The sequence below is a fragment of the Agrobacterium sp. genome (assembly GCF_059499945.1).
This window is the reverse complement of the sequence record NZ_JCABZP010000003.1, coordinates 610,884-636,738: the sequence shown is the minus strand read 5'-3', so window position 1 is coordinate 636,738 and position 25,855 is coordinate 610,884. Positions and strand designations below refer to the sequence as shown.

Sequence of the window (25,855 nt, the reverse complement as noted above, 5' to 3'; positions counted from 1 at the left end):
CTGGATTTGCAGGATCGCAGGGATAGACCGAGACCCGGAAGAACAGCGCGGACGTGATCGTCCTCTGTGCGCTGCAAGAGGGGTAGTCCGGCGCAGCAGCCCCGGCAGCATCAATTGCCTTATGCGCGGCATCGAAGGCCAAGTCTATCTAGTTCTAGTTCTCGTAGAAATAACGTGTCTGAACCCCTGTCGCGACTTGATGTAGGCGCTCCGGAGACCGCGCTATACATCGAGATTCGGCGATAATACGACACGGTTGGGAAGATATCTGCCGGTTTCCAAGATCCTCGTGCGGCATGTATATTTCAGTTCTTTGCCTGTCGTCCTTGTTTTTCCGATCTGCCGGACCGAAAAGCAGATGCCCGTTCGAAGTGACACTGGTCATTTCGAACGGGCACTCACATTCGACGACAGAGTGGCCTGTCAGAGGACAGTCACGTTTTCTGCCTTGGACTTGCCGGTCTTGCGATCCTGTCCCACGTCGTAGCTGACCTTCTGGCCATCCTGCAGGGCGCCGCCAAATCCGACGGCTGAGATATGGACGAAGACGTCAGGGCCACCACTGTCGGGAGTGATGAAGCCGAAGCCTTTATCTTGAGCGAAGAATTTTACGATACCAGTTGCCATGATGTCCTCGTTTTTTGATGTGCGACATCATCGCATAGCGGTTGCGGTGATCCGCATCAAGTCAGCGGTCCCACCTTGGCAATAACAAAGCTGGAAAAAGGCGCGTTTACCGCGTTGCCGCTTGTAGCAAAGAGCATCGCGATGAGCCGTTTTCTTCATGAACGGTCACATGTCTGTCGTTCCGATCTTCTTACGCTTAAGATCGCGAAGAGATTGGATTTGCCCATAAAGACGTTCTCATTTCAAATTCAGGACCAAACGACTGCAGGTCGGAGCGAGGGATCGACCGGCGTTAAAGGCTGAGACCCGGAAGAACAGCGCGGATGTGCTCGCCGAGCGCCCTGGCTGCCGATGACGTCTGCGGATCGGCAAACTCGATTGCGATACCGATCGTCGGCAGGGGTGGCAGTCCGCTTTTGACAATATGAAGGTCCGGTGGAACGGCCGTCCTGGTCAGAACGCTGATGGCAAGGCCGGAACGCGCGATCGCGATGAGGCCGGCAAGGCTGTTGCTGGCAAAGGCGACACGGTAGCGGCGATTGGCGGTTTCCATGGCGTCGCACGCCGCGCGATGATCGAGCGTCACGGGTGCTGAGAGCGCCAGCGGCAGCACATCCTTTGTGATGAGGTCCGGTTCCGGCCTGTTCGTCACCCAGACGAAACTTTCCCTGCGGAGCACGTCGCGGTGTTCAGGATCGGATTGCGAAACCAGCGCCATGTCAATCTGGCGGCGCTGCAGGAGGGGACGTAATTCCGTCGTGGGGGCGCAGACCATGCGCAGATCGACTTTCGGGTAGGTGCTGAAGAAACCTTTCAGGAGTTCCGGCAGGAAGGCGATGGAGTAATCTTCAGGGCAGCCCAGGCTGACGGTTCCCTGCAGGGTCGCCTCGCCCATATCGGCAAGAATTTCATCATGCCGGGCAAGAAGGGCGCTGGCATGGGCGAGCAGCTTCTCGCCCGCCGCGGTTATACGTATTCCCGAACCCGTTCGCTGCAGCAGCGTGTGGCCGACCAGTTCCTCCAGCCGCTGCATCTGCGTGCTGAGCGCGGATTGGGTGCGCCCGATCTGTGTGGCGGCGACGCTGATGGAGCCAGCTCGCGCGACAATGGTAAAGTTCTTCAGGAGCGTAAGGTCGAGCATGGCGATATCAAAATTATCGATATCGGAATAAAATACTATCAATTGGACCGGGGTGGCAATGGGTTGTTATGTTTCGGCAAGATAAACTTTGGGGAACGAGCCATGGACAATCTCGCGAAGAACTTCGCCTCGCTCAACGACGAACCGGCATTCTGGGACGCTGCCAATAAACACCTGACCCGTTACGGACCCGCCTTTGAGGAGATCATCGTCGAGCGGGCCGAGGGAAGTTTCGTTTATGATGCGGATGGCCGCGCCATTCTCGATTTCACCTCCGGCCAGATGAGCGCTTTGCTCGGACATACCCATCCGGATATTGTCGCCACCGTCAACCGGCAGATGGCATCGGTTGCGCATCTGTTTTCCGGCATGTTGTCCCGCCCGGTCGTTGAACTTGCGGCGCGGCTGGCGGCTCTGGCGCCGGGTCTCGATCGCGTGCAATTGCTGACAACAGGCGCTGAATCCAACGAAGCGGCGATCCGCATGGCGAAGCTCGTGACCGGCGGGCATGAGATCGTCGCCTTCGCACAGAGCTGGCACGGCATGACCGGTGCTGCGGCCTCCGCCACCTATAGCGCCGGCCGCCGGGGGTATGGCCCGGCGACGGCCGGCTCACTCGTTATTCCCGCGCCGAATGCCTATCGTCCGCGCTTCAAGAACCCCGATGGATCGAATGACTGGCAGGCGGAGCTTGACGATGCCTTCGAATTGATCGATCGCCAGTCGACGGGCAATCTCGCCGCCTTCATTGCCGAACCGATCCTGTCGAGCGGCGGTATCCTCGAATTGCCCCTCGGTTATCTCGCTGCCCTGAAGAAAAAGTGCGAGGAGCGGGGCATGTTGCTCATCCTCGATGAGGCGCAGACCGGCGTCGGCCGGACCGGACACATGTTCGCCTTTCAGCGCGATGGCGTGACGCCTGATATCATGACGCTGTCGAAGACGCTCGGCGCCGGCCTGCCGCTTGCGGCGGTGATGACGCGTGCGGAGGTCGAGCAGAAGGCTTTCGAGAGGGGTTTTCTGTTCTATACGACCCATGTTTCCGATCCCCTGCCGGCGGCTGTCGGCGTGACGGTTCTCGATGTGGTGGCGCGAGATGGTCTGGTGGAACAGACGATTGCCCGCGGAAATCGTTTGAAGGAGGGGCTGCTCTCGCTGCAGCAACGGTTCGAATGCGTTGGAGATGTGCGCGGGCGCGGGCTTTTGCTCGGACTTGAAGTCGTCGCAGACCGCCACACGAAAGCCTCGGGTTTCGAACTTGGTGCGCGCATCATGCAGGAGGCGATGTTGCGTGGCCTCAGCATGAACATCGTCAAGCTGCCCGGCATGGGCGGCGTTTTCCGCATTGCGCCGGCGCTGACGGTATCGGATTCGGAAATCGACCTTGGGCTGGAGATACTGGCGGATTCTATCGAATCCGCACAGCTTGCCCGCTAGGTGTGGCCGGCATTTGCCGGGAATGTCAGTTCCACCCTTGCGCCTTCGCCGGGTCTGGAACTGATATGCGCTTCACCGCCGCTCTGGCGGACGAACCCGTAGACCATGGCGAGGCCAAGGCCCGCACCGCCATGATCGCCCCGCGTGGTGAAATAGGGCTCGAACGCCTTGTCCACGGCCTCCGGTGTCATGCCGATGCCCTCGTCGGTGACGGTGATCACCAGCGTATCTTTTCCAGAGGCGGCCTCGATCGAAATCAGGCCGCCATCGGGCATGGCGGCTGCGGCATTGAGGCATAGATTGAGAATGGATTGCTCGAAGAGGGCAGGGTCCAGCGGTATCGAGGGAAGATTGTCATCGGTATCAAGCGCGATCCGGCATTTGGGGCCGACGGCGATTTCCAGAATATCGGCCATGCCCCGCAGCAGGCTTGCGACATTGATGACGCTTGGATGGATCGGCTGCTGGCTGCCGATGGTGAGCATGCTGCTGGCCAGAGACCGGCCGCGGTCTGCCGCCTTGCGGATACGGGCGATGTGCCGCTTCTGGCGATCGTTGAAACCGGCTTCCCGTTCCAGAAGGCCGAGGCTGCCGGTGATGATGCCGATCATGTTGCCCACCTCATGGCTGAGCTGGTGGGTCATGCGCATAATGCCATCAAGCCGTTGGGCCTTCACGGCTTCCGCTTCCTGGCGATCGAGAGCGGTCACATCGCGGGCGAGCAGCACGATGCCGCCATCCGGCTGGCGCGACATCGAGACTTCGATCACCCGCTGATCGTCAGTGCGATGGCGCACGACTGCGCGGTCGAGCAACTCCCCCGGCTCTGTATCGAAGGGCAGTAGAGCCGGGTCGATTTCCGGGATGGGTTCGACAAACCGGCGAAGCGGCAGTTTTCGCGACGAGCCGGAGCGTCCGACGAGTTCGATGATGCGGCGGTTCATGGTGATTGGTCTGCCAGCCGGATCGAACAGCGCTATTCCCTCATTCATGTTGCGGAAGGTCGAGCGGATGGTGCGGGCCGCCGCTTCCGCCGTGCGCCTGAGGCGCGAGACGCGATCGACGCTGTCGTGGAAGGCGCGGAATGCATCGAGCAGCCGGATCAACTCCGTCTCGGGACCCGTATAGGAGGGCGGCCCGACGTCCTTTTCCCCCTTGGCGAGGGCATTCATGCCGTTGGAGAGCGTCACGATCCCGCGCGAGACACGCATCACTGAACGGATCGAGAAGATTGCCACGATGAGAACCAGAAGGGAGGCGACGGCGACAATGATCAGCAGCCGGTTGAGAGCATCGGACGTCGAGATCAGGTCTTCGTTCAGGCTTCGCGCAACAGCGTCACCCTGGGTTTCGGTCACATGGGAAAGATCGCGCGAGACGGTGTGAAGCCGGGAGACAGAGGCGCGGATCGCGAACATTTCCAGAAGGTAACGGCTCTGGGCCTCGAATACCCGCTCATAGGGCTGGAGTTCGGCCAAGGGCAGGCGCTCGCCCGGATAACCCTGCTGGCGCGCCGTTGTTTCCGCCACGTAGCGGCGGCGCAGTTCGCCAAGCTGGAAAAGGCTGTCGGATGCGGATGCGGCCTGCACGATGCCGTTCATTCTTCGACGCAGTTCCGGATCGAGGATGCCCTGACCGGTGGCGATTTCGCCGAGCGCTGCTGCCGCTTCCGCCTTGTGCCCCTGCGCCGCGTCGGCATCCTTTGCGAGGTCCAGTGTCTGCGCCCTGATAAGCTGGAGCAGTTCAACGATACGCTCGCTCGCAAAACCGCGTGCGGCCCGTTCGCCGCTGTCTGGACCCGTCATCTGCAACAGCAGGTCGACCTGCTGGACCACGGAGCGGCTTTCGCTGGAAACGCGATAGGGCGAGGCGGCATTCATCAGAAACGGGGCGCTGGAGACGAGATCGGAGACCTGCCGCGAGACCAATGAGGCCTTGGCGAGACTGGAAAAGGCCTGCAAGCCGTAGGCTGCCATTTCATCGCGGGCGCGCTGCAGGCCGTAAATGGCGATGGCGGAAAGGCTGAAGACGAGGATGCAGGTAAAGACGATCGCAAAGGGCAGGCGAAAGGCGATGGAGGAAAGGAAGGAGCGGCTGATCACGGGGAAAGCTCGCCCTCATCGGTATGCAGGACATAACCCTTGCCGCGTCGCGTCTTGATGTGACGTGGAAGATCCGGGTTACGCTCGATCTTGCGCCTGAGCCGCAGCACCAGCACGTCGACATTTCTGTCGATATAACGGTCGCTTTCCGAACCCAGCCTGTCGAGAATCTGGGAGCGGCTGACGGGCTGGTTGGGTGTTTCTGCGAGAATTTCCAGAAGTGCGAATTCGGCGCTGGTGAGCGTGCGGCTGCGGTCAGCGAGGCAGACGGCGCGGCGCGCATCGAGATCGATCGCCCAGTCGCCGAGGCGCAGCGCTGTGCGGCCGTGGTCACGCTCGCTGTCCTTGTCCTGTTTCAGCGACGGGATTGTTCGCCGCAGGACGGCCTTGATCCGCGCCGTGAGTTCAATCGGTTCGAAGGGTTTGACCACATAATCATCGGCGGCGGTTTCAAGACCGAGTACCCTATCGGCAGCACTGCCGGCGGCGGTGACCATGACGATACCGATGTCGATCTGGCTGCGCAGCCGCTGGGCAAAGGTGCGCCCGGATGTGCCGGGCAGATTGTGGTCGACGAGGACGAGCTCCATCCTGTCCTTTGCCAATATCTCGTTCGCCTCCTCGGCGGAGCGCGCGCAGGTGGGCAGCCAGCCCTCCGCCTCGATGAGGTCCGAGATGAGCTCGGCCATATCCGGATCGTCCTCAACGATCAGAATGCGAACCTTCTGATTAAGCACTGCATATTCCTCCCGCTGTCATCATAGGCGCGGCGGCGACGATCTTCAAAGGTTCGCTGGTTATCTCCCCTGTCATAATTGTAATAACTGTAATCTTGTTCGGCGGTGCGGTGAAAGATTGGTAACCATTCTTCGATTGCGGTGCGGGCTGGATGTGACATGCTGTTGGTGGAGACTGGAACGGGGAGGTTCCAGGCAGGGAGGCTTAATTGAAAGCATTGACCGCACTTGCGGCGAGCATGGTCCTATGGCTGTGCGGCGCAGGGCATGGCATGGCCGAGCCGAAGTTGAACGTCCTGTGCGGCGTCGACGAGGCCTGGTGTTTGACCATGAAGCGGGCTTTCGAAGCCAAGGTCGGTCTCGAGATATCAATGGTGCGGAAGAGCACCGGCGAAATCCTCGATCAGATCCGCGCCGAACGATCCCATCCCACGGTTGATGTCTGGTGGGGTGGTACCGGCGACACCCATTTGCAGGCGGATTCGGAAGGGTTGCTGGATGAATACCGGCCCGTCCATCAGCAGGATTTGCTGCCCTGGGCGCAGAATTTCTCCGTGATGTCTGGGTCTCGGTCTGCCGGAATCTATGCCGGCGCGCTGGGTTTTGCCTATAATTCGGAACTGCTTGCGAAGAACAATCTGCCGGCGCCGACCTGCTGGAAGGACTTGGCGAAGGATGTTTATCGCGGCCATATCCTGACTGGCAATCCGAACTACTCCGGTACAGCCTTCACCATGCTGGCCACTCTCGTCCAGCTGTTTGGCGAGGAGGAGGCTTTTGGTTTCATGGCAAAGCTCAACCAGAACGTCGTGAGCTATACCAAGGTTGGTGCAGCGCCGGTCAAGGCGGCGGCGCGGGGCGAGATCTTGATCGGGATTTCCTTCATGCATGATGCCGTGACCCAGAAGATCGAGGGTTTCCCGCTTGTCATCGTCGCGCCGTGCGAGGGCACCGGTTATGAAATCGGGGCCGTCAGCATCGTCAAGGGCAATCGCAATCCTGCCCTTGCGCAAAGCTTCGTGGAATTTGCGCTGAGCCCGCAAGGGCAGGCGACCGGGGCCGCGGCCGGCCAGAACCAGGTGCCTTCCAATGCCCGGGCGACATTGCCGCTGACCGCACCTGACATATCGATGATCAAGATGGTGGATTACGACTTCGCCACCTTCGGCCAGCCTGAAGAGCGAAGTCGGCTATTGAGCCGCTTCGACAGCGAAATCCACCCGACCCAGTAGGGCAGAAAACCAACATCCCAAAAGACAGCGCGCGCGCCGCAGGGTGCCGCGACCGGCAGCGCCATGTCTGCGCGTGGCCCAAGAATTCAGACGCAAGCTACAGGAGGATAACCATGCGACTGACAATACTTTCCACCCTGCTTTTTGCCGGCACGGCGCTCAGTGCCGTATCGGCGCAGGCGGCAGGCGAACTTAACCTGATCTGCTCGGCCGATGTCGTCATCTGCGAACAGATGAAGGGCGATTTCGAAAAGTCACACGACATCAAGGTCAATATGGTGCGCCTGTCTTCGGGCGAGACCTATGCCAAGGTGCGCGCGGAAGCCCGCAACCCGAAGACCGACATCTGGTGGGCCGGCACCGGCGATCCGCACATGCAGGCGGCATCCGAGAACCTGACGCTCGAATACAAATCGCCGATGCTGGATCAGCTGCAGGACTGGGCCGTAAAACAGGCGGAAAGCACCGGTTACAGGACTGTCGGCGTTTATGCCGGCGCGCTGGGCTGGGGCTACAACACTGAAATCTTCAAGTCCAAGGGCTACAAGGAGCCGAAGTGCTGGGCCGATCTGCTGGCGCCGGAGCTGAAGGGCGAAATCCAGATCGCCAATCCGAATTCGTCTGGCACCGCCTATACGGCGCTGGCGTCGCTCGTGCAGATCATGGGCGAGGATCAGGCGATCGACTATCTGAAGAAGCTCAACGCCAATATCTCGCAATATACCAAGTCCGGTTCGGCACCGGTCAAGGCGGCGGCGCGTGGCGAAACCGCGCTCGGCATCGTCTTCATGCATGATGCGGTGGCGCAGACGGCGGAAGGCTTCCCGGTCAAATCAATCGCGCCCTGCGAAGGCACGGGTTACGAGATCGGCTCCATGTCGATCATCAAGGGCGCCCGCAATCTCGACAATGCGAAGGCTTGGTACGACTGGGCGCTGAAGCCGGAAGTGCAGTCGCGCATGAAGGACGCCAAGTCCTTCCAGCTTCCCTCCAACAAGACGGCGGAAGTGCCCAAGGAAGCGCCGAAGTTCGAAGACATCAAGCTCATCGACTACGACTTCAAGACCTATGGCGATCCGGCCAAGCGCAAGGCGCTGCTGGAACGCTGGGACCGTGAGGTCGGTGCGGTCGCGAACTGATCTAAACTCCGGCGATCGGCATCCCGGCTTTTAAAGCCGGGGTGTCCGCCATTCTTTCATCGGCATGAAATAAGCGAGGTCGGCCATGACACGTGGCAATCGCAGGCTGGACATGGTCCTGGCGCTCGGGGCTTTTGCTCTGGTCTTTCTTCCCTGGTATCGCATCGAAGGCGGCTTTTTCAGCTTCCGCTGGCTATCCGGATTTTTCTCGTCGGCCAGCAATGCGCCCGGTGTGCTGCAGATATTGTCCTATGGCAAACCATGGCTTGTCGGCGTGGTTGTCTTTTTCCTCGCCGCATGCCTTGTCCGGCCTATCCGTGATCCGATGCGACGTGGCAGGCTTCTTGCGATTATCGGAGCCATCGGACTTGTTTTCCTCGCCTTGCAGGGGCTGGCCATCGGCTTTACCGGCTGGAGCTGGACGGTGAGCGAAAACCTCTTCGGCATGCTTGCCGATGGCCAGCCGTCCATGGGTGCCGGCACCGTCGTCATGTCGTTCGTCTTCGTGCTTCTTTTTGCCTTCGGCCTTGCCGAACGCGGCGTCATGAAGGGCGACGCCTTCGTCGTCGGCGCCATTTCCGTTCTGGTTTTCCTTGTCACGGTTTTTGTCTTTTATCCGATCGGCAGCATGCTGGTCGCCTCCGTTCAGGATTTCGACGGCTCCTTCAACGCCGATGGCTTCATCCGCAATATCAAGGATCCCGGCATCTGGAGCCTTGGCTGCGTAGTGGGTGAAGAGCGCTGCGGTGTTGCCTGGCGCACGCTGTTTCTGGCGCTGATGACAGCCTTCGGTTCGACCGTGCTCGGCCTTGGCTTTGCGTTGATCGCCACCCGCACGCGCTTTCCCTTTAAGAAAGGCCTGCGGCTTCTGACGGTTCTGCCGATCATCACGCCGCCTTTCGTCATCGGCCTTGCTTTGACGCTGCTTTTCGGTCGCGCCGGCGTCGTCACCGAATGGCTTTCCTATCTCTTCGGTATCGAACCGGGCCGCTGGCTTTATGGCATGACCGGCATCTGGATTGCGCAGGTCCTTTCCTTCACGCCCATCTCGTTTCTGGTGCTGATCGGCGTCGTCGAAGGTGTCAGCCCGTCGATGGAAGAAGCCTCGCAGACGCTGCGTGCCGACCGCTGGCGCACTTTCTGGCGGGTGTCGCTGCCGCTGATGAAGCCCGGTCTCGCCAATGCCTTCCTGATCGGCTTCATCGAGAGCATGGCGGATTTCGGCAATCCGCTGGTGCTCGGCGGCACGCATGGTGTTCTGTCGACGGAAATCTTCTTTGCCGTCGTCGGCTCACAGAATGATCCGTCCCGCGCCGCGGTTCTGGCGATCATCCTGCTGTGCTTCACGCTTTCGGCCTTCCTTGCCCAGCGTTTCTGGCTGGCAGGCAAGAATTTCGCGACGGTGACGGGGAAGGGCGACAGCGGCGCGCATATCGCGCTTCCGCGCGGGCTGTCCATCGGCGTCCACGCCGTCGTCGTGCCATGGATGATCTTCACCATCGTTGTTTATGGCATGATCCTTGTGGGCGGTTTCGTGAAGACCTGGGGTCTCGACAATTCCCTGACCTTCGACCACTACACCCGCGCCTTTTCCGTCAGCTTCTCCAATGGCTCGATCGCCTGGACCGGTGTAGCCTGGAACTCGTTCTGGACGACCATGAAGATCGCGCTGGTTTCTGCGCCGCTGACGGCTGCCGTCGGTCTTTTGACCGCCTATATCATCGTGCGGCAGAAGTTCGCCGGGCGGAACCTCTTCGAATTCGCTCTGATGATGAGCTTTGCCATTCCCGGCACGGTCATCGGCGTCAGCTACATCATGGCCTTCAACCTGCCACCGGTGGAAATGACGGGCTCGGCGCTGATCCTGATCGCCTGCTTCGTGTTCCGCAACATGCCGGTCGGCGTGCGCGGCGGCATCGCGGCGATGAGCCAGCTCGACAAGAGCCTTGACGAGGCCTCGCTGACGCTGCGGGCCAATAGTTTCCGCACCATCCGCAAGGTCATCCTGCCGCTGCTCAGGCCCGCGATCACGGCCGCGCTGGTCTATTCCTTCGTCCGCGCCATCACCTCGATCAGCGCCGTCATCTTCCTCGTCAGCGCCGAATACAACATGGCGACCTCCTACATCGTCGGCCTTGTCGAGAATGGCGAATATGGGGTGGCGATTGCCTATTCCTCCATGCTGATCGTGGTGATGATCACCGTCATTACCGGCTTCCAGCTCATTGTCGGCGAGCGTCGCCTGCGGCGCGAAAACCGCGTCGCCGGCCTGCCCGCCACTTCCTCCGTTCCTCTTGCCCAGGAGAAAACCGCATGATTTCCGTAAAGCCCGGTTCCGTCACCTTCGAGAATGTCCGCAAGACCTTCGGCGCTTTCACCGCCATTCCCGACCTGTCGCTCACCATCGAGCCCGGCACGCTGGTGACGCTGCTCGGCCCCTCCGGTTGCGGCAAGACGACGACGCTGCGCATGCTGGCCGGCCTCGAACATCCGACCAACGGACGCATCCTGATCGGCGACAAGGATGTGACCATGCTGCCCGCCAATGAGCGCGATGTCTCGATGGTCTTCCAGTCCTATGCGCTTTTCCCGCATATGACGGCGCTCGATAACGTCGCCTACGGTCTGCAATCCTCCGGGCTGCGCAAGGCAGAGGCGCGGGAAAAGGCGGAAGAGGGGTTGAAGCTCGTCGGCCTTGCCAGCATGGGGCACCGTCTTCCGGCCGAACTTTCCGGCGGCCAGCAGCAGCGTGTCGCGGTCGCCCGCGCTCTGGTGCTGGAGCCGCAGGTGCTGCTGCTGGATGAACCGCTTTCCAACCTCGATGCCCGCCTTCGCCGCCAGGTCCGCACCGAAATCCGCGAGTTGCAGCAGCGGCTTGGCTTTACTGCCGTCTATGTCACGCATGATCAGGATGAGGCGCTGGCTGTTTCCGACCGGATCATCGTGATGAGGGATGGCGAGATCGCCCAGTCGGGTGCGCCACGCGATCTCTACGAAGCGCCGGCCTCCGCCTTCATCGCCGATTTCATGGGTGAGGCCAATGTCGTCAGTTGCGAGGTCATCGGCGTTGAGGGCGCCGATGCGCTGATCCGTGTCGGCGGGATCGATCATCGGGTCTCGGCCCGCAATGCCCGGCCAGGCCCGGCCAAACTCGCGGTTCGTCCCGGCTCGATTTCCATCGGACAGCCGGGTGGGCAGGGGCTGGCCGGGCGGGTGTTGCACAGCGCCTATCTCGGCGGTCACGTCGAATATGAGGTGGAAACCGATATCGGTACGCTGTTCATCGTCGATCATGCCGTGGAGACCAGCCTGCCGGCGGCGAGCGACGTGACGCTGGGGTTCAGGAACCGGGGTATCGCCTTGATTCAGGCTTGATGCCGCCGGTCCCGCATTCAGGATTTCATTGCGACAGAGGCAGCTTTGGTCTGCCTCTGTGTGTCGGGAACGCCAGCCTCAAATGTCCTTTGCCAGACGAAGCGCATCGTAGATTGCCGCATGGGTATTGCGCGCGGCGACCGCATCGCCGATCCGGAAGAGCCGGTAGGCGCCATCAGGATTGCGCTCGACCGTTTGGGTGGTTCCCGCAAGCAGGGCGTCGTAGGAGATTTCGCCAAGGTTCTTCGAGCCGGGCTTGAGGTCGAAATAAAGGTCATCCAGCGGGATCGTGCCGTGGTTGACGACGATCTGGTCGACGGTCCTCGATTTTGTCACGCCGCCATAATCGCTGCCGACATGGGCAATAAGCTGATTGCCGTTTCTTTCCGCGGCTTCCAGCCGGTAGGTAACGGTGAAGGTGACATCGAGCTTTTGCAGGGAGCGCATATAGGGAACGAGGTTCATGGCCATGACTTCCGGGGCGAAGGCGCGGTCAGGCGTCATGATCTCCACTTTCGCCCCGGCCTTTGCCAGACATTCGGCGGCCTGCAGGCCGGCATGGTCGCCAGCGTCGTCGAAAACCAGCACATTCGTTCCCGGCTTGACGTCGCCGGAAATGATATCCCAGGCCGAGACCACGAGATCGTTGCCTCTGGAAAGCACATCGGTATGCGGCAAGCCGCCGGTGGCGATGATGACCACCTCTGGGTTCTCCGAGAGAACCGTGTCCGCCTCCGCCCAGTTGTTGAAGTGAAAGGTGACGCCCAGTCTTTCGCACTGGCTCATGCGCCAGTCGATGATGCTGATCATCTCACGGCGGCGTTCGCTTTGCGCCGTCAGCCGGATCTGGCCGCCGGGATTGTTGGCGGCCTCGAAAACGACGACTTCATGGCCGCGCTCGGCGCAGACGCGTGCGGCCTCGAGCCCGGCCGGCCCTGCGCCGACAATCACCACCTTCCGGCGTTCTGCCGCTTTGGGTATCTCGTGCGGCATGGTTTCCTCACGGCCCGTTGCCGCATTATGGATGCAGAAGGCGAGACCGCCCTGATAGATGCGGTCGAGACAGTAATTGGCGCCAACACAGGGGCGAATATCGTCCTCCCGTTTTTCCATGATCTTGCGCACGATATGCGGATCGGTCATGTGCGCGCGGGTCATGCCCACCATGTCCACCTTGCCGGCAGCGATGGCGTGGCGGGCGGTGGCGACATCGGGGATCTTGGCGGCGTGGAATGTCGGGAAGCTGGTCGCGGCGCGGATTTCACCGGCGAAATCGAGATGCGGCGCGTTGGCCATGCCCTGAATGGGGATGACGTCGGTCAGGCCCGGGTCGGTGTCGATATGGCCCCTGATGACATTGAGATAATCGATCAGGCCGCTGTCCTTCAATCGTCTGGCGATTTCGATGCCCTCAGCCTTTCCGGTGCCGCCCTCGAGACATTCGTCGGCGGTATAACGGACACCGAGGATGAAATCGTCGCCCACGCGTTCGCGCATCGCCCTGAAAACGTCGAGACAGAAGCGCATGCGGTTTTCAAGCGGGCCGCCATAGGGGCCGTCCAGTTCGTTGGTCAGCGGCGAGACGAACTGGTCGATCAGATGGCCATAGGCTTCCAGCTCCACACCGTCCATCCCACCCGCCTTCATACGCTCCGCGGCGTCGGCGAAGTCCTTGATGATACGCTCGATATCCCAGTCCTCGATCTTCTTCGGAAAAGCCCGATGCGCCGTTTCGCGATGATGGGACGGGGCAAGGATCGGCAGCCAGTCGCCCTTGTCCCAGCGGGTCCGGCGGCCGAGATGCGTGAGCTGGATCATGATCGCCGCGCCCTGTTCATGCACGGCGTCGGTCATTTCCCGGATCCACGGGACGATTTCATCCTTGTAGGCGAGCAGGTTGTTGAAGACGGGCGGGCTGTCCCTGGAGACGGCGGCGGAACCGGCCGTCATTGTGAGCGCAACGCCGCCCTTCGCCCGCTCCACCGTGTAGGCGCGGTAACGCCCCTTCGGCATGCCATCCTCGGGATAGGCGGGTTCGTGCGAGGTGACGATGATGCGGTTGCGCAGGGTGAGGTGTTTTAGCTGGTAGGGCTGAAGAAGGGGATCACTCGACATAGCCTGCTCCAAAAGGGTTTCTGTTCCAAGGCTAAGCGCGAATGTACACTTGTGTCAATTTGCAAAACACAATTGTCTTTCTTTTTGACATGAGTGTACATCCCGCTTGTCGCGCAGAGACCAATTTGCTACGAACTCGTCATGGAAGCGACATTGAACGAAACGGGTTGGCGTGGATCGCAGGAGGGGTGGCTTGAGGCCGCCTATCAGGCTTTGCTGGAATCGGGCGTGGATTCCGTCAAAATCTTGCCATTGGCAAAAAAGCTCAATCTGTCGCGCACGAGCTTCTACTGGTTTTTCAAGGACCGGGAGGAACTGCTGGCCGCGCTCGTCGCCCGCTGGCGGGAAAAAAATACCGGGAACATCGTCAGGCAGTCGGAAGCCTATGCCGAGACGTTGGCCGAAGCCATGCTGAATGTTTTCGATTGCTGGCTGGATTCCTCGCTTTTCGACAGCAGATTTGAATTTGCGGTTCGAAGCTGGGCCCTTCAGTCCGACGAGATTCTTGCGGAGGTTCGCAAGGCTGACGAGATGAGAATGGCGGCGCTTTCCCGCATGTTCGTGCGGTTCGGCCACAATGAAAACACGGCGGATGTGCGTGCCCGGACCACCTATCTGGTGCAGATCGGCTACATTTCCATGCAGTCCGAGGAAGATGTGTCGGTGCGGATGCATAGAATTCCGGACTATATCGCCATCTATACCGGCGAGGCGCCACAGCAGCGTGAGCTTGACCGGTTTTATGCGAGGCATGGGTACCGGCCGGGTTCGTGAACCTGACGCGACGACGTCGCGAAAACACACGCAATGCCGTCGGATTGTGACGGGCAAGGTGATACAAGACGAATTGTCTGCCCGTCCTCCTGCAATGTAGCTGCAACATTCACCGAACAGTGGTGGGAGATGGCAAGGATTCATCTGGGGAACGTCATTGCGAATCTTGCTTCTTGAGGATGAACCCGAAATGGCGCGCGCACTTCTCGAAGCCCTGCGCCGGCGCGATGTGCTTGCTGATCATGTCAGCACAATCAGCGACGCTGACGCCCTTGCGCGGGACGGGTCTTACGATGTTCTGGTTCTGGATCGCCGCCTTCCCGATGGCGAAGGGCTTAACCTCGTGGCTTCGCTTCGCCGGAGCAGACATACCGTGCCCATCCTTGTTTTGACGGCGCTCGGAAGTGTCGATCATCGTGTCGATGGGCTCGATGCCGGGGCGGACGATTATCTTGCCAAACCCTTTGCGATCGAGGAGCTGCTCGCCCGCCTCAGGGCGCTCCACAGACGCGGCCCTTCTCTTTCCGACAAATATGCGCATTTCGGAAATCTGAGCATTGACCCGCGCGCCAATGAAGTCAGCATTGCCGGCTCCATCATCGAGTTGCGGCGTCGGGAATATCTTGTTCTTGAAGCGCTGATGCGGCGTCCGAACCGCATCGTCACGCGGTCGAACCTGATCGAGGCGGTCTATACGCTCGATGACGAGATCGAGTCCAACGCTCTCGATGCGCACATTTCCCGTATCAGGAAGAAACTGGCGCAGGCTGAAGCCACGGTGGAAATAAGAGCCGTGCGCAATATTGGTTACCTCATCCGGTCGAAGACATGAAGAGAGCGCCCGATCGATCCCTGCGATGGGGGCTGATGAAGCGCCTTTTTGCACTGCAGGCATTCCTGCTCGTCCTTTTCGTCATCCTTCTCATCGGCTGGATATGGATCATCGATCCGCGGCTGGAAGGTGCGAATGAAGAGGCCGCCCGCATCGTCGCGGAGAGCGTGACAAAGGATGGACAGGGCAGGCCGCAATTGTCGGCGACGCCGGAGCTGGCGGAGCTGAAACGGCGTTATCCAAATCTCTGGTTTGTGGTGCGCGACGCCGATGACATCGTATTGCAATATGGGGTTGTCCCGCCGCCCGCCCTGTCGGCGGTGTTTCCCCCGAGTTTTGACCGCGCACGCCTGGAGGCGGCCGGAACGCTCCGCGCCACCGTGGAAAACCGCGATACAGCCGCCGGGCGGCTTCAGTTCATTGCCGGGACGGAGGAAGGAATTCCCAACGACGGTCTGAGTATCTGGATCAATGTTCAGCTGGACCTGGAAAAGGATGCCGAGGGCGCCATCCGCTGGCTGACCGTGCTGCCGGCGCTGGGTTTCATCATTCTCATCGCCGTCGTGCCCATGCTGATCCTGACGGGTATCGCGACATTGCTCGTGACCCCGCGGGCGGTCGGGCGCTCCCTAAGCGGGCTGATGGAAACCGTGAAGCAGGCGCAGTCCATTGATTTCGAGAACCGGTCCGAGCGTATCGACCGTTCGAAAGTTCCCCTTGAAATCATCCCGCTGGTGGATGCCTTCAACGTCGCGCTGTCGAGGCTTGATGACGGGTATAATCGCCGTAACCGCTTTCTCGCCGATGCGGCGCATGAGCTCAGGACGCCGATTGCAATTGTACGTACCAGAGCCGACCTCTTGCCCGATGACGCGCTGAGCCATCAGATCAGGGCTGATATCGATCGCCTCACCCGCGTTGCGCATCAGTTGCTGGAGATGCAGGCTGTGGGTGCGGTGGAACTGCCGGCGGAGCCGCGGGATCTCAATAAGCTTGTCGAACGCATCGCAACAGACCTTGCCCCGATTGCAATGGATGCCGGATATGAATTCGATTTCGAGCCAAGCGCGGATGCGGCCATCTTTACGGTGCAGGCATCAATTATCGAGATGGCGGTCGTCAACCTCCTGCGCAATGCAATCGATCATGCGGGCGGCAGAGGCGCAATCACGATCCGGGTCGACCCGGCAGGTGCGATTGAGGTCCGTGATGAAGGGCCGGGCATCCCGGTTTCCGAACGCGAGCAGGTATTCGAGCCGTTTCACCGCATCAACACCAACTCGCCCGGAGCCGGCCTTGGGTTAAATCTGGTCCAGAAGGCAGCGGAGCTTCAGTGCGGCCGTGTCTTGTTCCTCGATCTCGATCCCGGTTTTTGTGTTCGGCTCGAAATTCGCTCGATCTCCTCAAAAGGCATTGCGGCTGGCACCGTTTAGCTGATGAGATTCTCGAGTGCCCGAACGAGCTCCGATGACGAAATTACTTGCGATTTGGTTAAGGAAACTCCTCTAACTTGTTTAAATAAATAAATTATTTTGAATAATGCGCGCTCCATGCAATGCAAGCGCAATTCTCGCGGGGAAAATCCCCTTATCTGCTGAACGCATCCGCACGTCATGTCGGCCGGCGCAGCAGACAAACGGGAGCCGGTTTCCGGTTCTTCAACGCGAACTGAAACTTGGCTGCGCCGGAAGAAGGCGCATCGGTTTCGTCTGGAGTTATTCATGTCGATCATCAAGAAATCGCTTGTCGCCGCGACCGTCGCTGTTGCGGTTGCAGGCAATGCCTATTCCGCCGATCTTACGAACTATAATACGCAGCAGTCCTTCGATTATGGCAGTCAGCCGGCCTTCTCCTGGGGCGGGGCCTATGTCGGTGTGCATGGTGGCGTCGCTTCCCCGAAATTCAACCCATTGGCCAGCGGCCGCGGCCTGACGGGCGGTGTTCAGGCCGGTTATAACTTCCAGTTCGGTTCGGGCGTGGTCGGCGCGGAACTCGAAGGTTCCTATCTCGGAAATGAGGCGCGTGTGCCCAACGGCCGGTTGCGGGAGCGTTTCCGCGGCGCGGCCAAGATGAAGGCCGGCGTGGCGCTTGACCAGACGCTCATTTACGGCACTGCCGGCCTGACCACGACGAAGTTCAAGGACGGCAATGGCGTGACGGGTCCCGATGGCTGGAAACAGGGCTATCTGGTCGGGGCAGGCGTCGAACAGAGCTTCGGCGGCGGCCTGTCGGCAAAGTTTGAATATAATTATGTGAGCACAGGAAATGTGGCCACGACGACTTCAAGCGGCAGGTCGAAGACCGATGTCAGCGATCATGTCATCAAGGCCGGCCTGAACTATCGTTTCTGATCGGCCCGCCCCATGACAGGCCCAGGGAGAATTTTCAAAAGAAACCCGCCGCTTTCAGCGTGAAGGCGGCGGTAGAATAGCATGGACCGCAAAACATGCGGCGCCGGATGAAATCCGGAAATGATCATTCGCATTCAAGCGAAGGCTGCCGGAAGCTTGTTACGTACCACTCGTTGCCGGAACCGCGCGTATAGAACGTATAATAGCAATCGATGCGTTCAACATAACCTGGCGTTTCCGACACTTCATATCGCTCGCCGCGCCGGGTTGTCCGCACCTCGCCACTCGAAGACCCGGCAACGACCTGTGTCTTTTTCTTCCGCCATTGGAAGGCCTGCTGGCCGGGACCCAGGCTGTAAATATTGTCCGGCGGCCCATAGTCCAGCATCACGCTGGTAATCGGCGCGCCGATATAGGTTTTCATGACGGTCGAGGCGCAGGCCGTGAGCAGCATGGACGCGCCGGCGATAAGGATGATTGCTGTCGGGACTGTGAGTGATGCTCTGCTGGACATGGAAATTCCTTTCAGCTGCGGGGACATACCGCAGGGATAGGAACAGCTTGTTGCAAGTACATTGCACGGGAAGATCGTCGGGCGAGCCGTGACTGCCGATCGGTTTCAGCTGATGAGCTAGTTCGCCGGCTATCTGTGTCAGAGGCCGGCGATGTTGCGGCCGATATGGCGCAGGATGCTTTTGAAAAGTTTTGCCTCGGTGGGATCGAGACCTTCGATGGCGGTTTTTTCGAACATGGCGGCGATAGGCATGAGTTCATCGGCCAGTTCCTCACCCTTCGGGGTGAGGGTGATGCGCACGATGCGGGCATTGTCGAGAGGCCGTTCACGGCTGACGAGGTTACGCCGGACCATGAGCCCAACGAGCCGGGACAGTGTGGAAATTTCCACAGACACCATGTCCGAAAGCTCGGTCAGCGTCTTGCTCTCCTGCTGCCGCAGCGTCGCCAGCACGCGGTACATCGGCAGGGTGATGTCATAGGAGGCCAGTCTCACGGAAAAGCGCTCGCCAAGCCGAACGCCCACCCAGTTGAGCAGGTAGGGTACCGAGTCGGTGAATTGATAAGACACGAGCAAATCCCCGTTTGAGAACCATTTGCGCAAATGCTGATGTGCGCCTATCGGCTGTACCGGCACAATCCATCCGTTTCAATAGCTTCGCCCCACAAGACGGGGAATGCGAGGTCCTCGCTCGCTCAATAAATGACGAAAAACATTTGCATTGACAAATGTTGCAAACGCAAATAAATAGGAACGCAGGATTTGGGAGGATCTCATGACATCAGCATTGTTTGGCCTGAGCGGCCTTGCACCCGAAGGCGTCGGCCAGAATTTTCGTTCGACGATGCGCCGTTTTCCAGCCACCGTCACCGTCATTACGGCGTGTGCTTCGGGTGATCAGCGCGACCACGGCATGACGGTGACGGCTGTCACTTCAGTCTCGATGGAGCCGCCGTCTCTGCTGGTTTGCCTGAACAATCGCACCCTGCTGCATGAATTGCTGCTGTGCCGGCCTGATTTCATCGTCAATGTGCTGACGCAGGACCAGATGGCCCTGTCGGATGCCTTTAGCGGCAAGGTGCCGCCGGAAGAGCGTTTCCGCGACGGTCAATGGCAGCGCCATGACAATGGCGTTCTCTATCTGCCGACGGCCCATGCCGCCATCGCCTGCCGTCGGGTTGCTGCCATGCCCTATGGAACCCATACCGTCTTTATCGGCCAGGTGGTTTCGGCCGATGTCAGCGAGACGACGCGGCCGCTGCTTTACGAAAACGCCCAATATTGCGCCGCAAGCCCCGCGAGCCTGCCCGCCTGATCATTACCGCTCAGACAATTCCGGCGGGATAACCGCCGGCCAGCAACGTCCGGCCCCAGTAACGTCCGGAAGGAGACAATCATGAACGATATGAGCCATGCGCCGCTGCCGGCGCAAACGACCCCGCGTGTCCGCCTCGCAAGCCGCGTCGCCGGCATAGCCGATCTTTTCCGGATGAGCGCCAGACAGACGGAGGAGGCCCGGCGTGTTCCCGCAAGCCATATCGAGGCGCTGCGCGGCATTGGATATTTCGATATCGTCAAGCCTCGCGCTTTCGGCGGCAAGGGTGGAGATTTCGCCGAACTGGTCGAGGCTAATATCGAGCTTTCGGCCGCCTGTGCGTCGACCGGTTGGGTCGCCGGCCTGCTGTCGGCCCATCAATGGCTGCTGGCGATGTTTCCGGAAGAGGCGCAGGCCGATGTCTGGGGTGAAAACCCCGATGCGCTTCTGTGCGGTTCCTATGCGCCGGTGAAGATGGCAGAGCTCGCCGATGGCGGTTACCGCCTGAGCGGCAAATGGGCCTTCGCCTCCGGCTGCGAAAACGCACAATGGTCGCTCTGCGCCGCCATACTGCCGCCGCGGGGTGAAGGAAAACCGGTTCCGGCCTTCCTGCTCGTTCCTGCCGGGCAATATGTGGTTGAAGACACCTGGCATGTGGTGGGCCTGGCCGGCACGGGTTCCAAGACGCTCGTTCTCGATGATGTCTTTATTCCCGAACACCGGGTTCTGACCTTTCCCGACGCCACCAGCGGAAAGACGCCCGGCGGGCATTATTATGCGGAGGAAGGCCTGTTCAACATGCCGCTTCTGACCGGCATTCCCTCCTGTCTCGCGGCGGCTGGCGTCGGCGCGGCCAAGGGTGCGCTTGCCGCCTATGTAGATCATGTCGGCGGCCGGGTCACACGCGGCGCGGTGGCGGGCGGCAACAATCGCATGGCCGAATTCCCGACCATCCAGCTGCGCGTTGCGGAAGCTGCGGCGAGCGTCGATGCGGCCTGCGAAATCCTGCTGCGCGATGTTGCCCGGGCACAGGCACTGGCGCAGGCCCGTGTCGAAGGTCGGGCGGAATTTACGGTGGATGACCGGCTTCTCAGCCGTCGCGGCCAGTCCTTTGCGGTGTCTCTGGCACTGCGCGCCGTACAGGCGCTCAACGATTCCACCGGCGGCGTCGGGCTCGATCTTTCCAACCCCGTGCAGCGGGCGTGGCGGGATGCGAATGCGGTCGGTCGCCACATCAGCATGAACTGGGATGCCGTGGGTACGATGATCGGCCAGAGCATGCTCGGGCTGGAACCCAAGGGTCAATATTGATCGCCTCTCGGGCGGCACATCACACAGTGAATTCGGAGGAAACTACATGCAAGGCAAGGTCGCTCTCGAGGAGCATTTCGCAATCCCGGAAACACTTCAGGATTCGGCCGGTTTCGTGCCCGGCGACTACTGGAAGGAATTGCAGCATCGCCTGCTCGACATTCAGGATACGCGCTTGAAGCTGATGGATGCGCACGGCATCGAAACCATGATCCTGTCGCTCAATGCGCCGGCGGTGCAGGCTATTCCTGACAGGAAGAAGGCAATCGAAATCGCGCGACGGGCGAATGACTTTCTCGCCGAAGAATGCGCCAAGCGGCCGGATCGCTTCCTTGCCTTCGCAGCATTGCCTTTGCAGGACCCCGATGCGGCAACCGAGGAATTGCAGCGCTGCGTCAACGATCTCGGCTTCGTCGGCGCGCTCGTCAACGGCTTCAGCCAGGAGGGCGATGGCCAGACGCCGCTTTATTACGATCTGCCACAATATCGCCCGTTCTGGGGTGAAGTCGAAAAGCTCGACGTGCCTTTCTACCTGCATCCGCGCAATCCGCTGCCGCAGGATTCGCGCATCTATGACGGCCATCCCTGGCTGCTCGGCCCCACCTGGGCTTTCGCGCAGGAAACGGCGGTCCATGCGCTGCGTCTCATGGCCTCAGGCCTGTTTGACGAATATCCGCGCCTCAACATCATTCTCGGCCATATGGGCGAAGGCCTGCCTTACATGATGTGGCGCATCGACCATCGTAATGCCTGGGTGAAGCTGCCGCCGCGTTATCCGGCCAAGCGTCGTTTCGTGGATTATTTCAACGAGAATTTCCACATCACCACCTCTGGTAATTTCCGCACCCAGACGCTGATCGACGCCATTCTGGAAATCGGTGCGGATCGCATCCTGTTTTCCACCGACTGGCCCTTCGAGAATATCGACCACGCCTCCGACTGGTTTAATGCGACCACCATTGCCGAGGCCGACCGGGTGAAGATCGGCCGCACCAATGCGCGCCGCCTGTTCAAGCTCGGCGGACACTGAACCATGCAGTCGTTCGTCTATGCGGCCGCTCCCGCCCGTATCGTTTTCGGCACGGGCAGCTCGGCGGGCTTGGTGGAGGAAATCCGCCGCCTTGGCCTGTCGCGGGCACTGGTGCTTTCCACGCCGCAGCAGAAGGGCGACGCGGAGGCGCTTGCGGCCCGGCTCGGCCGGCTTGCTGCCGGTGTCTTCGGCGATGCAACCATGCATACGCCGGTCGAGGTGACGAAAAACGCGGTCGAAGCCTATCGCACCGCCGGTGCGGATTGCGTCGTGGCGCTCGGCGGCGGTTCCACCACCGGCCTCGGCAAGGCCATTGCGCTGCGCACCGATACGGCGCAGATCGTCATTCCGACCACCTATGCCGGTTCCGAGGTGACGCCCATTCTCGGCCAGACGGAAAACGGGGTGAAGACCACCATGCGCGGGCCGGAAATCCTGCCGGAGGTGGTGATTTACGATGCGGAACTGACGCTTGGGCTGCCTGTCGCCATCAGCATGACGAGCGGCCTCAACGCCATGGCCCATGCGGCGGAGGCGCTCTACGCGCGGGATCGCAATCCCATCGCCAGCCTGATGGCGGTCGAGGGGCTGCGGGCGATGATCGAGGCCCTTCCCGGCGTGAAGGCCGAGCCGCGGGATATCAAGGCGCGCGAAACCACGCTTTATGGTGCGTGGCTGTGCGGTTCGGTGCTTGGCGCCGTCGGCATGTCGCTGCATCACAAGCTTTGTCACACGCTGGGCGGCAGTCTCGATCTGCCGCATGCGGAAACCCATGCGGTGCTTCTGCCACACACCATCGCCTATGTGGAACAGGCGGTGCCGGATCTGCTCGCACCGCTCGCCGCTCTTGTCGGCGGCAGGGCAGGGGCCGGGCTCTATGATTTTGCCGCCCGGCTTGGCGCGCCGGCAAGCCTTGCGGCTCTTGGGGTCCGGTCGGACGATCTCGACCCCATGGCAGCGCTGGCGACTGCCAATCCTTACTGGTGCCCGCGGCCAATCGAAAAAACTGCGATCCGCGACCTTTTGCAACGCGCCTTCGAGGGCGCGCGGCCGGAGTGATGGGAGGAGACGATGGATATGAAGATGAGCAATGATGACGGCTATTTCGTCGAGGAACGTTCGGCTGAAACCGTGATTGCGCGGATGCGCGACTGTGACGATCCGCGTCTGAAGGAAATCATGGCGGTGGTGACGCGCAAGCTGCACGAGGCGGTGAAGGAAATCGAACCGACCGAGGAGGAGTGGATGAAGGCCATTCATTTCCTCACCGAGGTCGGCCAGATCTGCAATGAATGGCGGCAGGAATGGATCCTGTTTTCCGATATTCTCGGCGTCTCCATGCTGGTCGACGCCATCAACCATCGCAAGCCGAGCGGCGCGTCGGAATCGACCGTTCTCGGCCCCTTCCATGTCGCAGATGCGCCGGAAATGCCGATGGGTGCGAATATCTGCCTCGATGGCAAGGATGAGGATATGGTGGTCACCGGCCGCATTCTCGATACCGAGGGAGCGCCGGTCGCCGGCGCGCGTATCGATGTCTGGCAGGCCAATGACGAAGGTTTTTATGACGTGCAGCAGAAGGGCATCCAGCCCGATTTCAACCTTCGCGGCGTCTTCATCACCGGCGAGGACGGGCGCTACTGGTTCCGGGCCGCCAAGCCGAAATATTATCCGATCCCCGATGACGGTCCGGTTGGGCAGTTGCTGCGCGCCATGGGGCGGCATCCCTACCGGCCGGCGCATCTGCACTATATCGTTTCGGCGGAAGGCTTTACCACGCTCGTCACCCATATCTTCGATCCCGACGATCCCTATATCCGTTCGGATGCGGTCTTCGGCGTAAAAGAAAGTCTGCTCGCCGATTTCCAGCGGGTGGAGGATGCGCAGAAGGCGCGGGATCTGGGTTTCATCGGCGACTGGTTCTGGTCGGTGAACCACGATTTCGTGCTCGCCCGATGAGAGGCGGGAGCGACCGAACCCGGCTTTACGTGCGTTTCGCCGAAAGCGATCCCGCTGCGGCCGTGCAACGGGCGGCGCAGATAGAGGCTCACAAGGCCCATCTGCGCAATGGCGAGGCGATGGCGGAAGGGTTCAAGATTCTTGTGTCCGGTCCGATGAGTGCGGTTGCCGACGGCCCATCCGCCGCTCTCATTATCGCGCAGGCGCGCTCGATCGAAGACGTCATCGCCTTCAGCGATGCCGATCCATTCGTCATTCACGGTGTTTATAACCGCATTCATATTTTGAGCTGGACGCCGACGCTGTCGACGATTTCCGGGCTGGGGCCCGGCTGAATTTCGTCGGCGCGATGCGCCTGGCATTTGTTAATATTTCATTTGCAATTTTTGCAAATGCAACATTTAATCGAAGGCGGGTGATGCTGGCGATATGTGCTTGACAGGAGCAGGACACATATCAGTGTGGAGCGCGCCGGGCACTCACGGAGGATATCGCAGGAACGGGAGACGCTTATCCATACCGGATGGCGCGTTCATGCGTGAAAGGGAGGAACATGTCCACGAATTATCTGAGCGCCGCGTCAGCGCGGACGAAGAACCCGGCCGGCGTTATCGCGACATGCGGCCTGATGATCATGTTTGACGGTTACGATCTGGTCGTTTACGGCGCCGTCGCACCGGCACTCTTGAAAGAAAGCGCATGGGCGCTCAATCCCGCCATGGTCGGGCGCGCCGCCGCGCTGACGCTGGTGGGCATGCTGCTGGGGGCGCTATTTGCCGGCACCATGGCCGACCGCATCGGCCGCCGCAAAGTGGTTCTTCTCAGCCTCGCCGGCTTTTCGGCGATGATGATCGCCTCGGCCATGACGCCGAATTTTCTCGCCTTCGAAATCACGCGCTTCTTCGCCGGTCTCGGGCTTGGCGCGCTTTTGCCGACGGTCACCGCGCTGGTGCTGGAATTTTCGCCGCCGCATCGCAGGGCGCAGGCCAATTCCCTGTCGTTCCTCGGTTATCTTATCGGCGGCATCATTTCCGGCGTCATGGGCATCCTTCTTCTGGAGACCTATGGCTGGCGGCCCTTGATGCTGATCGGCGGCCTGCCGCTTATTCTTCTGCCTATCTTCATGCGGTTCCTGCCGGAATCGCCCGAATGGCTGGCAAGCAAGGGGCGGCAGGCGGAGGCTGACGGCATTTGCGACAGCTACGGTCTGCAACGCATCATGCCGCATGCGAAAATTCAAAAGGGCGGCGTCGGCGCGCTGTTCTCGGAAGGCCGGCTGCTCTCGACGCTGAATGCCTGGGGCATCCACTTCTGCTCGCTGCTTCTCACCTTCGGCATGGTCAACTGGCTGCCCACCATCATGAACAGGATGGGTTATGACATCAGTTCGGCGCTCAGCTTTTCCGTCATGCTCAATGTCGGGGCCGCGATCGGCATCCTCATCGGCGGGCGATTTGCTGACAAAGGCAACGTCAAGGTGGTCGTGGCGATCCTGTTTGCCATCGGCGCCGCCTCGATCTTTGCCCTGACGGTGAACAAGGGTCCGCTTCTTTATGCCTTCGTCGCCCTTGCGGGTGCGGGCACCATCGGCACGCAGATTCTCGCCAATGTTCTGGTGGGACGGCTTTACCCCGTCCATATTCGCGGTACGGGTCTCGGCTTTTCGCTGGCGGTCGGTCGGCTCGGCGGCATTGCCGGCCCGATGATCGGCGGCCTCGTGCTGCAGCGGGGTCTGGCGCCCGAGTGGAATTTCTACATTTTCGGGTCGGTCGCACTCGTGGGGCTGATGCTGACGGTGTTGACCCTGCTTTACCGCACCTCCGGTGACGCGCGGGTTTGATGAATGAAACGGCTGGCCGCGGAG

At 60.5% G+C, this 25,855-nt stretch carries 23 protein-coding genes; 16 read left to right on the top strand and 7 right to left on the bottom strand.

Annotation, left to right across the window (positions count from 1 at the left end; genetic code table 11):
- Positions 1 to 423: 423 nt before the first annotated feature.
- Together AC5I5B_RS05260 and AC5I5B_RS05255 are read right to left on the bottom strand one after the other, a co-directional pair.
- Positions 424 to 627, bottom strand: coding sequence for a cold-shock protein (locus tag AC5I5B_RS05260; RefSeq protein ID WP_003503933.1), 204 nt, complete (start codon positions 625 to 627; stop codon positions 424 to 426).
- Between the two features lie 292 nt (positions 628 to 919).
- Positions 920 to 1,768: a LysR family transcriptional regulator gene (locus AC5I5B_RS05255; protein WP_174054538.1), complete on the bottom strand. Its 849-nt coding sequence runs from the start codon at positions 1,766 to 1,768 to the stop codon at positions 920 to 922.
- Positions 1,769 to 1,870: 102 nt separating this feature from the next.
- Here AC5I5B_RS05255 and AC5I5B_RS05250 point away from each other — a divergent pair, with 102 nt between their 5' ends.
- Positions 1,871 to 3,205: an aspartate aminotransferase family protein gene (locus tag AC5I5B_RS05250; RefSeq protein ID WP_111834158.1), complete on the top strand. Its 1,335-nt coding sequence runs from the start codon at positions 1,871 to 1,873 to the stop codon at positions 3,203 to 3,205.
- On the opposite strand, the gene AC5I5B_RS05245 is transcribed toward AC5I5B_RS05250, so the two are convergent.
- Both AC5I5B_RS05245 and AC5I5B_RS05240 read right to left on the bottom strand, forming a co-directional pair.
- On the bottom strand, positions 3,202 to 5,307 hold the full coding sequence (locus tag AC5I5B_RS05245; RefSeq protein ID WP_111834159.1) for a sensor histidine kinase: 2,106 nt from the start codon (positions 5,305 to 5,307) through the stop codon (positions 3,202 to 3,204). The two genes, AC5I5B_RS05250 and AC5I5B_RS05245, sit on opposite strands and share 4 nt — an antisense overlap.
- The gene (locus tag AC5I5B_RS05240) at positions 5,304 to 6,044 is read right to left on the bottom strand and encodes a response regulator transcription factor (protein WP_060726763.1); all 741 of its coding nucleotides are present in this window, start codon (positions 6,042 to 6,044) and stop codon (positions 5,304 to 5,306) included. The genes AC5I5B_RS05245 and AC5I5B_RS05240 overlap by 4 nt, the downstream gene beginning before the upstream one ends.
- A 209-nt stretch (positions 6,045 to 6,253) precedes the next feature.
- Here AC5I5B_RS05240 and AC5I5B_RS05235 point away from each other — a divergent pair, with 209 nt between their 5' ends.
- The 4 genes from AC5I5B_RS05235 to AC5I5B_RS05220 all read left to right on the top strand — a co-directional run bounded on the left by AC5I5B_RS05235 (position 6,254) and on the right by AC5I5B_RS05220 (position 11,790).
- A complete protein-coding gene (locus AC5I5B_RS05235) occupies positions 6,254 to 7,276 on the top strand; it encodes an ABC transporter substrate-binding protein (protein ID WP_487092439.1) in 1,023 nt (340 codons plus the stop codon).
- Positions 7,277 to 7,389: 113 nt separating this feature from the next.
- The gene (locus AC5I5B_RS05230; RefSeq protein WP_020810392.1) at positions 7,390 to 8,415 is read left to right on the top strand and encodes an ABC transporter substrate-binding protein; all 1,026 of its coding nucleotides are present in this window, start codon (positions 7,390 to 7,392) and stop codon (positions 8,413 to 8,415) included.
- 85 nt (positions 8,416 to 8,500) lie between these two features.
- Entirely contained in the window at positions 8,501 to 10,732 is a 2,232-nt protein-coding gene (locus tag AC5I5B_RS05225; protein ID WP_111834160.1) for an ABC transporter permease, read from the top strand.
- Positions 10,729 to 11,790 carry an ABC transporter ATP-binding protein gene (locus AC5I5B_RS05220; protein WP_112958743.1) on the top strand — a complete coding sequence of 354 codons (1,062 nt, stop codon included), beginning with the start codon at positions 10,729 to 10,731 and terminating at the stop codon, positions 11,788 to 11,790. The genes AC5I5B_RS05225 and AC5I5B_RS05220 overlap by 4 nt, the downstream gene beginning before the upstream one ends.
- Before the next feature lie 78 nt (positions 11,791 to 11,868).
- Here AC5I5B_RS05220 and AC5I5B_RS05215 read toward each other — a convergent pair whose 3' ends face one another.
- Positions 11,869 to 13,905 carry an NADH:flavin oxidoreductase gene (locus AC5I5B_RS05215; protein ID WP_111834161.1) on the bottom strand — a complete coding sequence of 679 codons (2,037 nt, stop codon included), beginning with the start codon at positions 13,903 to 13,905 and terminating at the stop codon, positions 11,869 to 11,871.
- A 141-nt stretch (positions 13,906 to 14,046) separates the two neighbouring features.
- On the opposite strand from AC5I5B_RS05215, the gene AC5I5B_RS05210 reads away from it, so the two are divergent.
- The 4 genes from AC5I5B_RS05210 (at position 14,047) to AC5I5B_RS05195 (ending at position 17,862) form a co-directional block, all read left to right on the top strand.
- Positions 14,047 to 14,679 (top strand): TetR/AcrR family transcriptional regulator, encoded by a 633-nt coding sequence (locus tag AC5I5B_RS05210; protein WP_162695500.1) that lies wholly within the window; start codon positions 14,047 to 14,049, stop codon positions 14,677 to 14,679.
- A 157-nt stretch (positions 14,680 to 14,836) separates the two neighbouring features.
- Positions 14,837 to 15,511, top strand: coding sequence for a response regulator transcription factor (locus AC5I5B_RS05205; protein ID WP_035212640.1), 675 nt, complete (start codon positions 14,837 to 14,839; stop codon positions 15,509 to 15,511).
- 35 nt (positions 15,512 to 15,546) lie between these two features.
- On the top strand, positions 15,547 to 16,944 hold the full coding sequence (locus tag AC5I5B_RS05200; protein WP_174054537.1) for a sensor histidine kinase: 1,398 nt from the start codon (positions 15,547 to 15,549) through the stop codon (positions 16,942 to 16,944).
- Positions 16,945 to 17,232: 288 nt separating this feature from the next.
- Positions 17,233 to 17,862, top strand: a complete 630-nt coding sequence (locus AC5I5B_RS05195; RefSeq protein WP_003503951.1) for an outer membrane protein — start codon at positions 17,233 to 17,235, stop codon at positions 17,860 to 17,862.
- A 124-nt stretch (positions 17,863 to 17,986) separates the two neighbouring features.
- On the opposite strand, the gene AC5I5B_RS05190 is transcribed toward AC5I5B_RS05195, so the two are convergent.
- On the bottom strand, positions 17,987 to 18,376 hold the full coding sequence (locus AC5I5B_RS05190; protein ID WP_111834179.1) for a hypothetical protein: 390 nt from the start codon (positions 18,374 to 18,376) through the stop codon (positions 17,987 to 17,989).
- Between the two features lie 138 nt (positions 18,377 to 18,514).
- Complete coding sequence (locus AC5I5B_RS05185; protein ID WP_003503954.1) at positions 18,515 to 18,946, bottom strand: MarR family winged helix-turn-helix transcriptional regulator; 432 nt, start codon at positions 18,944 to 18,946, stop codon at positions 18,515 to 18,517.
- Between the two features lie 205 nt (positions 18,947 to 19,151).
- On the opposite strand from AC5I5B_RS05185, the gene graD reads away from it, so the two are divergent.
- The 7 genes from graD (at position 19,152) to AC5I5B_RS05150 (ending at position 25,831) form a co-directional block, all read left to right on the top strand.
- Positions 19,152 to 19,691 carry an FADH(2)-dependent resorcinol hydroxylase reductase component gene (graD, locus tag AC5I5B_RS05180; RefSeq protein ID WP_003503955.1) on the top strand — a complete coding sequence of 180 codons (540 nt, stop codon included), beginning with the start codon at positions 19,152 to 19,154 and terminating at the stop codon, positions 19,689 to 19,691.
- An 81-nt stretch (positions 19,692 to 19,772) separates the two neighbouring features.
- A complete protein-coding gene (gene graA, locus AC5I5B_RS05175; RefSeq protein WP_107675988.1) occupies positions 19,773 to 21,002 on the top strand; it encodes an FADH(2)-dependent resorcinol hydroxylase oxygenase component in 1,230 nt (409 codons plus the stop codon).
- A 46-nt stretch (positions 21,003 to 21,048) separates the two neighbouring features.
- Entirely contained in the window at positions 21,049 to 22,032 is a 984-nt protein-coding gene (gene tsdA, locus AC5I5B_RS05170; RefSeq protein WP_111834163.1) for a gamma-resorcylate decarboxylase, read from the top strand.
- A gap of 3 nt (positions 22,033 to 22,035) precedes the next feature.
- Complete coding sequence (gene graC / locus AC5I5B_RS05165; protein WP_111834164.1) at positions 22,036 to 23,091, top strand: maleylacetate reductase; 1,056 nt, start codon at positions 22,036 to 22,038, stop codon at positions 23,089 to 23,091.
- 12 nt (positions 23,092 to 23,103) lie between these two features.
- Complete coding sequence (gene graB, locus AC5I5B_RS05160) at positions 23,104 to 23,991, top strand: hydroxyquinol 1,2-dioxygenase (RefSeq protein WP_495752377.1); 888 nt, start codon at positions 23,104 to 23,106, stop codon at positions 23,989 to 23,991.
- Positions 23,988 to 24,326, top strand: a complete 339-nt coding sequence (locus AC5I5B_RS05155; protein WP_020011713.1) for a YciI family protein — start codon at positions 23,988 to 23,990, stop codon at positions 24,324 to 24,326. The genes graB and AC5I5B_RS05155 overlap by 4 nt, the downstream gene beginning before the upstream one ends.
- Positions 24,327 to 24,544: 218 nt before the next feature.
- A complete protein-coding gene (locus tag AC5I5B_RS05150; RefSeq protein WP_162695501.1) occupies positions 24,545 to 25,831 on the top strand; it encodes an MFS transporter in 1,287 nt (428 codons plus the stop codon).
- The last annotated feature ends 24 nt before the right edge of the window (positions 25,832 to 25,855 follow it).

What these genes read in the sequence shown, in the direction of transcription:
- AC5I5B_RS05260 (WP_003503933.1), bottom strand. Translation starts at nt 627, where the DNA reads ATGGCAACTGGTATCGTAAAATTCTTCGCTCAAGATAAAGGCTTCGGC.
- AC5I5B_RS05255 (WP_174054538.1), bottom strand. Translation starts at nt 1,768, where the DNA reads ATGCTCGACCTTACGCTCCTGAAGAACTTTACCATTGTCGCGCGAGCT.
- AC5I5B_RS05250 (WP_111834158.1), top strand. Translation starts at nt 1,871, where the DNA reads ATGGACAATCTCGCGAAGAACTTCGCCTCGCTCAACGACGAACCGGCA.
- AC5I5B_RS05230 (WP_020810392.1), top strand. Translation starts at nt 7,390, where the DNA reads ATGCGACTGACAATACTTTCCACCCTGCTTTTTGCCGGCACGGCGCTC.
- AC5I5B_RS05225 (WP_111834160.1), top strand. Translation starts at nt 8,501, where the DNA reads ATGACACGTGGCAATCGCAGGCTGGACATGGTCCTGGCGCTCGGGGCT.
- AC5I5B_RS05220 (WP_112958743.1), top strand. Translation starts at nt 10,729, where the DNA reads ATGATTTCCGTAAAGCCCGGTTCCGTCACCTTCGAGAATGTCCGCAAG.
- AC5I5B_RS05215 (WP_111834161.1), bottom strand. Translation starts at nt 13,905, where the DNA reads ATGTCGAGTGATCCCCTTCTTCAGCCCTACCAGCTAAAACACCTCACC.
- AC5I5B_RS05210 (WP_162695500.1), top strand. Translation starts at nt 14,047, where the DNA reads ATGGAAGCGACATTGAACGAAACGGGTTGGCGTGGATCGCAGGAGGGG.
- AC5I5B_RS05200 (WP_174054537.1), top strand. Translation starts at nt 15,547, where the DNA reads ATGAAGCGCCTTTTTGCACTGCAGGCATTCCTGCTCGTCCTTTTCGTC.
- AC5I5B_RS05195 (WP_003503951.1), top strand. Translation starts at nt 17,233, where the DNA reads ATGTCGATCATCAAGAAATCGCTTGTCGCCGCGACCGTCGCTGTTGCG.
- AC5I5B_RS05190 (WP_111834179.1), bottom strand. Translation starts at nt 18,376, where the DNA reads ATGTCCAGCAGAGCATCACTCACAGTCCCGACAGCAATCATCCTTATC.
- graD (WP_003503955.1), top strand. Translation starts at nt 19,152, where the DNA reads ATGACATCAGCATTGTTTGGCCTGAGCGGCCTTGCACCCGAAGGCGTC.
- graA (WP_107675988.1), top strand. Translation starts at nt 19,773, where the DNA reads ATGAACGATATGAGCCATGCGCCGCTGCCGGCGCAAACGACCCCGCGT.
- tsdA (WP_111834163.1), top strand. Translation starts at nt 21,049, where the DNA reads ATGCAAGGCAAGGTCGCTCTCGAGGAGCATTTCGCAATCCCGGAAACA.
- graC (WP_111834164.1), top strand. Translation starts at nt 22,036, where the DNA reads ATGCAGTCGTTCGTCTATGCGGCCGCTCCCGCCCGTATCGTTTTCGGC.
- graB (WP_495752377.1), top strand. Translation starts at nt 23,104, where the DNA reads ATGGATATGAAGATGAGCAATGATGACGGCTATTTCGTCGAGGAACGT.
- AC5I5B_RS05155 (WP_020011713.1), top strand. Translation starts at nt 23,988, where the DNA reads ATGAGAGGCGGGAGCGACCGAACCCGGCTTTACGTGCGTTTCGCCGAA.
- AC5I5B_RS05150 (WP_162695501.1), top strand. Translation starts at nt 24,545, where the DNA reads ATGTCCACGAATTATCTGAGCGCCGCGTCAGCGCGGACGAAGAACCCG.